General features: G+C 38.7%; 6 protein-coding genes. All 6 read left to right on the top strand.

Annotated features, from left to right (window positions below):
* Nucleotides 1–581: 581 nt before the first annotated feature.
* The 6 genes from BGO84_RS16880 (at nt 582) to kdpC (ending at nt 10,153) form a co-directional block, all read left to right on the top strand.
* The gene (locus tag BGO84_RS16880) at nt 582–3,695 is read left to right on the top strand and encodes a TonB-dependent receptor (protein WP_291030960.1); all 3,114 of its coding nucleotides are present in this window, start codon (nt 582–584) and stop codon (nt 3,693–3,695) included.
* Between the two features lie 73 nt (nt 3,696–3,768).
* Entirely contained in the window at nt 3,769–5,409 is a 1,641-nt protein-coding gene (locus BGO84_RS16875) for a RagB/SusD family nutrient uptake outer membrane protein (protein WP_291030956.1), read from the top strand.
* A 280-nt stretch (nt 5,410–5,689) separates the two neighbouring features.
* Nucleotides 5,690–5,779, top strand: coding sequence for a K(+)-transporting ATPase subunit F (kdpF, locus tag BGO84_RS16870; protein ID WP_006844131.1), 90 nt, complete (start codon nt 5,690–5,692; stop codon nt 5,777–5,779).
* Nucleotides 5,780–5,790: 11 nt separating this feature from the next.
* Nucleotides 5,791–7,482 carry a potassium-transporting ATPase subunit KdpA gene (gene kdpA, locus BGO84_RS16865; RefSeq protein WP_291030954.1) on the top strand — a complete coding sequence of 564 codons (1,692 nt, stop codon included), beginning with the start codon at nt 5,791–5,793 and terminating at the stop codon, nt 7,480–7,482.
* A gap of 10 nt (nt 7,483–7,492) precedes the next feature.
* The gene (gene kdpB / locus BGO84_RS16860) at nt 7,493–9,571 is read left to right on the top strand and encodes a potassium-transporting ATPase subunit KdpB (protein WP_291030958.1); all 2,079 of its coding nucleotides are present in this window, start codon (nt 7,493–7,495) and stop codon (nt 9,569–9,571) included.
* Between the two features lie 6 nt (nt 9,572–9,577).
* Nucleotides 9,578–10,153 (top strand): potassium-transporting ATPase subunit KdpC, encoded by a 576-nt coding sequence (gene kdpC / locus BGO84_RS16855; RefSeq protein ID WP_291030951.1) that lies wholly within the window; start codon nt 9,578–9,580, stop codon nt 10,151–10,153.
* Nucleotides 10,154–10,155 lie beyond the last annotated feature (2 nt).

The following is a 10,155-nucleotide window of genomic DNA, read 5'->3' as shown; positions in this document are numbered from 1 at the left end:
ATAACTCAAATGTTTAACGTTTAAAATTAAATTACATTGAGTTACAAGGGAATGTAGAAAAGGGTGCAAAACACTGAAATATAATCAGTTAAACCACACTGTTACCTTTGTCAATCGGTAACGAATTAGTAACCTAACCTAGTCAATTTAAGCCCCAAAACTATCAGACACCGACTTCCGAACTAAGACTACTCTTTTTATAAAGCCTTGTATAGCAAAGGTTTTAACCGTTTTGCTTAATTTTGCTTTTTACTAATCTTTTTTCATAAAAAGATACAACTTTTCCATTCCTTTGTAGCAAATTTCAATAATGAAATTCAGAATAATTGAAGACTAACTCATATAATATTCATTTTAATATTTTCAGCACGTTAACCTAAACAGGCAGATAGATGAAATCGCCTTTAAAGGGGTAGATAACAATGAAATTTACCTTTATATTCTGTAAGAAATAATTAATAAATACTTAATATAATATTGTCTATCTCTTTTGGCTTAACATCTATTTTTGCCTCTGCAATTTGAGATAATTTAAATATAAAGCAAAATTTATGTTAAAGAAGTATTTATTTAAAATTTTCATGTTTCTTACTTTTATGTCCATTTCCTCGCAGAGCGTATGGGCACAAAGTACGCAAGTAAAAGGAACTGTATCCTCAGAAGGATTACCCTTAGTGGGTGTGAGTGTGTCTGTAAAAGGGACAACCATAGGTACAATTACAGACTTGGATGGGAAGTATACATTAGACGTTCCTAACAAACAGTCTATTATACGCTATTCATTCATTGGATATGAAACAGTGGAGCGTGTTGCCAATGCAGGAATTATTGATGTAACCCTTACTGAAAATGCCCAGTCGCTAGATCAGGTTGTAGTACTAGGTTATGGAAGCAATGCCCGCAAACAAGATTTGTCTGCTGCGGTAGGTGTTATAAGCAATGCTGATGAATTAACCGTTCGTCCCGTAAGCTCTACCGAAAATATGCTTCAAGGTCAGTTGGCCGGCGTAACCATTAGCTCAAATGGTGGAGACCCTACTTCTACTCCTAATATCGTAATTCGTGGACAAGGTTCTCAACTAGGAGATAACGTACTTTGGGTAGTAGATGGCGTTCCGGGAATGGCTATTGCTTCGATGAATGACATTGAATCGATTGTAGTGCTTAAGGATGCTGCATCGGCAGCTATTTACGGAGCTCAGGCTGGAGCTGGAGGTGTAGTCTTAGTAACCACAAAAAAAGCAAAGAAAGGCGAGCCGTCTCTTTCGTATGAGGGTATATTCGGTACACGTGAGGCTACTAATCTCCTTCAATCTTTAACTGCAGAACAGCAAATCGAAATGCGTAAAACCTCTTTCAGTAATGCAGGTCTCACATTACCTATTGGTTGGGATACTAGCCGCAACCCATATGTAGGAACCACACGAACTGATTGGATGGATGAAATTTTTAGAACAGCCGCATATCAACGTCATAATGTAACATTGAATGTAGGAACAGAAAGTTTTAAAAACCGTATATCATTTTCTTCTGACAATGATCAGGGAACATTGATCAATACTTTCAATAAGTCAATCAACCTCCGCTACAATGCAAGTATGAAGCTGAATAAGTGGGTAACAATTTCTGAAGATTTTGTTTGGAAAAATACACAAAGTCGAGGAATTGATACAGGAAGCGCTTATTCGGGAGCTATACTTTCTGCACTATATATGCCTCGTAGTGCTACAGTCTATAATCCTTTAGACGGATCTTATGGTGGAGTTACGACTGAAGACCCTGCTTATATTGCAAAATATGGTTCAAACTTTGCTGATATTCACGGAGACGCCATTAACCCTGTTCGCTTACTACTTGCTGATAATAATTACAACAAAACAAGCAATACATGGACAAATACAACTCTTGAAATTGCGAACATAATAGATGGACTAAAGTTTACCAGCCGCTTTTCATATAATTTAGAAAGTAATTATTATAAAAACTTTACACCCATCCGTGATGAGATAGGTAAACCCGATATGTCAAACACTTTGAACGAATCCACTTATCGCTCGGATCAGTGGAAAACAGAAAATACACTGACCTATGACGGAATATTTGGCAAACATTCGGTAAGCGGACTTCTTTCTACCACAGCAGACCATTATGAACAACGTGAACTTAAGGTATCAGGATCAGGATTTGCTGATGAATCAGATTTCTTACAATATCTGGCTTTTGCTGGATCTACAACAGCTCAAGATTATCTAAACGGCCCCGATGCCAATGTCTCACTGATAGCACGTTTGGCTTATTCTTACGACGATAGATACTTCATCACCGGATCGTGGCGCCGCGACTATGCCGGACGTTTACCAAAAGAAAACAATTACGGTGATTTTCCTGCAACAACACTGGCCTGGAAAATTTCGAGCGAAAAGTTCTTTAAGAAAACAGATCTTCTAAGCCTACTCAAGATACGCGCATCATGGGGACGTGTAGGTAATATTTCTTCATTAAATAGGAATTATAAATCACTGATCCTCAACAAAGAAGAAAACACAGGTAATAATTCCGGTCAATATGGTGTTCCGACAGGTGGCAAATGGGGTACAAGTGTATATAAAAATACAGCTATTAATCCGGATCTGACATGGGAAACCTCAGAGCAAATGGACTTTGGTTTAGACCTAAGTATGTTTAGAGATCGCTTAGCTCTATCGCTCGATTATTTTGACAAAAAAACTTATAATCTGATACAGGATCAAACTCTAGATTGGCCTACAACAATAGGATTAGAAGCGATGAAAATCAATCAGGGAGAAGTGCGTAATAGAGGATTTGAAGTCCAGGCCAACTGGGCTGACCATATCAACAAAGATATGTCTTACTTCGTGTCAGGCAACTTCTCGACTTTGAGAAACTGGGTATCTGATATAGGTGTGAAAAATGCAGACGGAACACCGGGGGTATGGACAGATAATACTACATTCCGGAATCTTCCTTATTTGTATCAAACTGCGCAAGGACAGCCTTTGAATTCTTATTTCTTAATAAAGACAGACGGAATTTTCCAAAGCGATGCAGAAGCTGCAGCGTATGTAGATAAAGACGGAAAACGTATTCAACCAAATGCTGTAGCGGGAGACTTGAAGTTTGTAGACTATAATAATGATGGAGTAATCAACACTGCCGACCGTCAATATTGTGGAAGTGCAATACCTAAAACAACATTTGCTTTAACATTGGGCTTCACTTACAAGAAAGTATCATTGAGTGCTATGTTTCAGGGTGTAGGAGGTGCACAATCGTTATACGTAGGTAAATACATGACTTTGAGTGATGTTGAAGGCAACTTTAACCGCTCAAACGAAATATTGAATGCATGGAGTCCGACAAACACATCATCAAATATACCTCGTTTATCAAAATCAGACCCTAACGGTAACTTTGCTACTGCGTCAGATTGGTATTTGGAAGATGCTTCGTATGTGCGCTTCAAGAACTTGACTATTTCTTATGACTTGAGCAGCATACTACGCAAATCATCTTACCTTGCCCAACGCAACAGCAATATGTCTGTTTATGTGAGTGGAGAGAATTTGTATACATTCACCAACTACTCAGGAATGGACCCTGAAACAGGAGGATGGGATGCAATTAAATACCCGGTATCCAGAGTTCTATCTTTAGGAGTAAAACTTACATATTAAAATAATATTCAATACTAATTAAATAAACCGGCAGATCATTCTAATTACAGATTTGCATTAATAATCAACGTATATGGATAGTAAAAAAATTATAATTGCATTAGTCTTATTTGTTCTGGCTTTTAGTTCCTGTTCCGACTTTTTGGATGTTCAATCGGAAGGGAATCCTACTACCACTTCTTACTTTAAGAACGACCAGCAGGCTATAGATGCAATAACAGCTTTATATAAACCTCTTCACAGAGAAACATCATATGGTCGTGACCTATTTTGGGAACAAGGCGCTGCATGCGACATTGTTTGGGGACGTACACGTGGTTTTCCTACACTGGCTACTTTTGCTTATACGGGAGACGAAAGTCCTTTGAACAATAACTTCACTCTATTTTATGAAAATATTGCTTATTCCAACTGGGTAATTCAGGAGCTATTGAAAAAGCAAAAGAGTACAACCCTAAGCAATATCGAAACACGAAGCCTGGGTGAAGCATATTTTATGCGTGGAATGTCTCATTTCGTTATGGCATACAGATATGGAACCAACGAACAGGGAGCACCATTTGTTCGCTACGAAGATTTTCCGAGTGGTTATGATAACTCTATCCCTCCGCAACAAGCATCTGTTGTAGATAACTACAAGTACATTATTGAGGATATGGACAAAGCAATCACTTATCTTCCAAAATTTGAGGCATACGCCGACGAAGACAAAGGTCGTGCACATCAGGCTGCTGCAGTGGCATACAAAGCTAAGGTTTATGCCTATTGGGCAACATGGGACGAAACCCAATGGAAGAATGTAATAGATATGGTAAATTCGTTGGAAACAAATTACGGACGTGCACTAGCTCCTACATTCGCCGAAGTATTTTCTTCCGATTTTTCTAAATTTTGGAATAGTGAATATATCTGGTCTATCCCTTCGGATGGTGGAGCAAACGGTGGTGGCAGTGAGTTTCCCGGAGTTGTTCTCGAAAACAAAGGTTGGGGTATCTTTAATGGTTGGGGACAGAACAAACCATCATACGATATTTATGAAGAAATGTTGAAAGATGGAGTAGGAAACGATCGTCTGAAACGTTCTATCCTTGAATACAATCAGGAGTTCGAATTCTGGGGTACAACTCGTAAATTCTACTCAACATCAGATATAGAAGCCGGGTTTATGATCAATAAATACATGGATCCGTTCAAATATGCAAATGCGTCTGAAGCAGGTTATGTGAATACAAGTGGAGACTGGCCTACTGCACGTATCAATTTTCCACTTATCCGCTTTGCCGAAATGCTTCTATTCCGTGCCGAGGCTTATCTGATGACCAATCAGGCGGATAAAGCCAAAACGGATATTGATGCGGTACGTCAAAGATCAAATCTTGCCCTTCTCGATCATACACCAACAATGGCTGATTTGTATCATGAGCGTCGTTGTGAGCTGGCCTTTGAATTCACAGACCACCTATTCGATTTGAAACGTTGGAATCGCTCTTCGAATGCCACTATTAAGGCTTTAGCTAACAAAGAGTTGAATTCTCATCCACGTGTACGTAAATATGCTGATCGTGCTAACCCTGAATCAACATTTGAAATCGCAGATTATCAAGATTATAAGATAAAGAATCCATATCAGGATTATATGATGGTATTTCCTTATCCGGCAGTTCAAGTTACCAAATCGAATGGTAAGCTGATACAGAATAAAGGATATCAATGATCTTTTTGAACAAGAGTAATATTATCGATTGACAAGCTCTTCAATAATTTAACAGGCAAGACAATACGAGAAAATAATATTTTCGACTATTGTCTTGTTTTATTTTAAATCCGAAACTCAATTCGGAAACACCTCTACTCTACCCTACCCAACGACATTATAGGAACTTCACAAGACTCCGCAAAATCTTTATAAAATCTTTATACCGCATCTATTTTCTTTACAAAATCCTTACAACTTTCACTATAGCTTTGTATCGTACTTAAAATGAATATAAAATATGGAAATAACTTATATCATCGGAGCAATTATAGCTATCCTCATTCTAGGATATCTCATTTATGTATTAATAAAACCCGAAAAATTTTAATGATAATTGATATGGAAATCAATGATTATATACAAATCTTCCTTTTTCTATTTTTGCTTATAGCGTTGACACCTATATTGGGTTCATTTATGGCCAAAGTATTAAATGGAGAGAAAAATATATTAACTCCGATATTTAGCAAACCGGAGAAGTTAATATACAAAATATGCGCAATAGATACAAACCTATCAATGAATTGGAAGAAATACACCATGGCATTGTTACTATTTAACCTGATAGGATTTATCTTCTTATTCTTAGTATTAGTAACTCAGCAATGGCTACCACTAAATCCTCAGCAGATAGGGAATATGAATTGGCACACAGCATTTAACACTTCGGTGAGCTTTATAACCAATACCAACTGGCAATCATACTCAGGCGAAACAGGGCTGAGCTATTTCAGCCAAATGATAGGACTTACAGTGCAAAACTTCTTAAGCGCAGCAACAGGGATTGCTGTTTTGACGGCACTAATACGTGGAATAAAGGGGAAGACAACTGATGTCCTTGGTAATTTCTGGGTAGACATTACCCGTTCTACACTCTATATCTTACTTCCTTTATCCATCCTACTTGCAGTCTTATTGGCTGGACAAGGAGTAATCCAGAATTTTGATAGTTACACCCATGTCACAACCCTGCAAGGAAATACACAAGTTATACCACAAGGTCCCGCAGCATCTCAGATTGCTATCAAACAGTTGGGAACTAATGGAGGAGGCTTCTTCGGTACAAATAGTGCCCATCCGTTTGAAAACCCGACACCTTTTTCCAACTTTCTGCAACTTTTATCCATTTTGCTTATCCCTGCAGCTTTGACATACACTTACGGAAAAATGGTCAAATCACAGAAACAAGGCTGGGCGATATTTGCAGCTATGTTTATTTTATTGGGAGCAGGCCTTTTTGTCTCTTTATATTCCGAATTTCACCAATCGGACGTCTGGCACAATATGGCTTATATGGAAGGGAAAGAAACTCGTTTTGGAATAACAAATAGTGTGCTGTGGTCAACACTCACAACTGCCGCATCCAATGGATCTGTTAATGCGATGCATGACAGCCTCACTCCTCTTTCGGGAATGGTAGCCATGATAAATATGATGTTAGGCGAGGTCATTTATGGCGGAGCTGGTGCAGGCTTATATGGTATTGTCATATTTATTATACTCACTGTATTTATTGCAGGCCTTATGGTTGGTCGTACTCCTGAGTATTTGGGTAAAAAAATAGAAGCTTTTGAAGTGAAAATGGCTCTCATAGCAATACTTAGCCCTTCTATTGTTATTCTATTATTTTCAGCTATTGCATGTTCTATTCCGCAAGGACTGTCGAGCCTGAATAATGGCGGTTCGCACGGATTATCAGAAATACTGTATGCCTTTACTTCTGCCGCAGGCAATAATGGTAGTGCCTTTGCCGGACTCAATGCATCTACCATTTTCTATAATCTCCTGATAGCTTTGGGGATGCTTATCGGACGGTTCGGTATTATCATTCCTGTGCTTGCGATAGCAGGAAGTCTTGCTGAAAAGAAAATCATCCCGGTGTCTCAAGGGACGTTCCGAACTGATAATCTATTGTTTGTTGGATTACTCATATCAATTATTATGATCGTTGGAGGTCTGACATTCTTCCCTGCTTTATCGTTAGGGCCAATTGTAGACCATATCCTAATGCAAAACGGAGTTCTATTTTAAAAACAACAGAATAATGAAAAATCAAAATAAAAGTTTCTTAGATAAAAAGATATTGATAGAGGCTATCAAAATGTCCTTTATCAAATTAAATCCGAATTTACTAATCAAAAATCCGGTTATCTTTATTGTTGCTATCGGAGCTTTGCTTACAACCATCATTGTTTTTGAAGGAACGATAGACGGAGTATTCTCTACTTTCAACTTACAAATAGCAATATGGTTATGGATAACCGTTTTATTCGCTAATTTCTCGGAAGCTATTGCCGAAGGGAGAGGCAAAGCTCAGGCAGAGAGTCTGAAAGCCAATCGTTCCCGGACTAAAGCCCGCCTTCTGAAAGATGGAAAGGAAGATATTGTGGCAGCCGAAAATTTAAAAAAAGATGATGTTGTAATCTGCGAAACCGGGGATATTATTCCATCCGATGGCGAAGTCATAGAAGGAATAGCAACTGTAGATGAGTCAGCAATAACAGGAGAATCAGCTCCTGTTATCAGAGAAAGCGGAGGTGACCGAAATGCAGTAACGGGAGGAACAAAGGTATTAAGCGATAAGATCACTATTAGAATAACCTCCGATGCCGGAAATACATTTATCGACAGGATGATCGCATTAGTGGAAGGAGCGAAACGGCAGAAAACACCAAACGAGATTGCCTTGACTATTTTACTTTCGGGACTTTCTATTGTTTTTCTTCTTGCAGTGGCCACACTACCTTCTTTTTTCGGTTATAGTCTACATGCATCAGGGCTACCGCAATCAAACAATTTGAATTTGCCTGTACTAATTGCCCTTTTGGTCTGCCTTATCCCTACCACTATCGGAGGATTGCTGAGCGCAATTGGCATAAGTGGTATGGACAGACTTATGAAGCATAATGTAATAGCCACTAGCGGACGTGCAATAGAAGCCGCAGGTGATGTGGATGTTTTACTATTGGATAAAACAGGGACAATCACTTTGGGAAATCGTATGGCGACCGATTTTATTCCCGCCGAAGGTGTAAGCTTAAATAAAATAGCCAATGTGGCACAACTATCTTCTCTGAGTGATGAAACACCGGAAGGTCGTTCGATTGTAATTCTGGCTAAAGAGAAATTTAATATTCGGGGGCGTGACCTTGCGGGAATAGAAGCGGAATTTATCCCTTTCACCGCACAAACCCGAATGAGTGGTGTAGATATAACTGTTGATGGCAAGATACAAAAAATAAGAAAAGGCTCTGTAGATGCGATACGTTCTTTCATTTTTAATAATAACGGATTCTTCCCTGAAGATATAAAACAGAAGTCAGATGAGTTGTCACAACAGGGAGCCACTCCTCTGATAGTAGCAAGAGATAACAAGGTGCTAGGCATTATACACCTGAAGGACATTGTGAAAGGGGGTATTAAAGAACGCTTTACCCAATTACGAAAAATGGGAATAAAAACAGTGATGATTACCGGAGACAACCCGTTAACCGCCGCCGCCATTGCAGCAGAAGCCGGAGTAGATGATTTTTTGGCTGAAGCAAAGCCGGAAGATAAACTTAGAAAGATAAGAGAAGAGCAATCGAACGGTCATCTGGTGGGAATGATCGGTGATGGCACAAATGATGCTCCTGCTCTTGCCCAATCGGATGTTGGCATAGCTATGAGTAGCGGCACACAAGCCGCACGGGAAGCAGGAAATATGGTCGATCTGGATAGCAACCCTACCAAGCTGATAGAGGTCGTAGAAGTAGGGAAACAATTGCTTATGACCCGCGGAGCGTTAACCACATTCAGTATCGCTAATGATGTAGCTAAATATTTTGCAATCATTCCGGCAATAGGTGTTACATTATATGCCGGAATATCAGGTAAAGGGGCATTGTCCGTATTAAATATTATGGGTTTGTCTTCTCCCGAAAATGCAATTTTAAGTGCAATTATATTCAATGCCATTATAATTATATTTCTGATACCTCTGGCTCTGAAAGGAGTAAAATACAGAGCTGAATCACCATCTAAATCTATACTCCGTAATCTTTGTATTTATGGGCTTGGTGGTATTGCAACACCATTTATTGGAATCAAACTAATAGATATGTTATTACAAATATTCTGAACAAAAATGAAAAGTCAATTAATTATATCATTAAAAATATTGGGAATAATGACTCTGCTTTTAGGCGTTATTTATCCTTTGTTCATAACCGGAATTGCTCAATTAGCTTTTCCGTCAAAGGCCAATGGATCATTAATTGAAGTCAACGGCATATTGCGAGGTAGTGAACTAATCGGTCAAAAAACAGATACAGTGATCTATTTCAATCCCCGACCATCAGCGACAGATTATAATACGCTGGCATCGGGAGGATCGAACCTCAGCCTGACAAGTAAGAAGCTATACGAACTTGTACAATTGCGAAAAACAGACATCACAACAAAGAATAAATTATCTAATGAAACCATCATCCCGGCAGATTTGTTATTCGCTTCAGCTAGTGGATTAGATCCGCATATCTCGCCCGAGGCAGCAAAGATACAAATACAACGTATATCTGAAGCCCGAGGGTTTTCGGAAGGACAAAAGCAAAAACTAAACATGCTAGTAGATAAACTGACAGAGTCACCTCAATTTGGTATATTGGGATGCAAGAGAGTAAATGTTTTTATGCTAAATTTGGAACTGGATAAGTTGAAATGAAA

Origin of the sequence: Dysgonomonas sp. 37-18 (assembly GCF_001899125.1) — a bacterium.
GTDB lineage: Bacteria > Bacteroidota > Bacteroidia > Bacteroidales > Dysgonomonadaceae > Dysgonomonas.
This window is presented reverse-complemented; position numbering and strand designations above follow the sequence as displayed.

What these genes read in the sequence shown, in the direction of transcription:
- BGO84_RS16880 (WP_291030960.1), top strand. Translation starts at nt 582, where the DNA reads ATGTTTCTTACTTTTATGTCCATTTCCTCGCAGAGCGTATGGGCACAA.
- BGO84_RS16875 (WP_291030956.1), top strand. Translation starts at nt 3,769, where the DNA reads ATGGATAGTAAAAAAATTATAATTGCATTAGTCTTATTTGTTCTGGCT.
- kdpF (WP_006844131.1), top strand. Translation starts at nt 5,690, where the DNA reads ATGGAAATAACTTATATCATCGGAGCAATTATAGCTATCCTCATTCTA.
- kdpA (WP_291030954.1), top strand. Translation starts at nt 5,791, where the DNA reads ATGGAAATCAATGATTATATACAAATCTTCCTTTTTCTATTTTTGCTT.
- kdpC (WP_291030951.1), top strand. Translation starts at nt 9,578, where the DNA reads ATGAAAAGTCAATTAATTATATCATTAAAAATATTGGGAATAATGACT.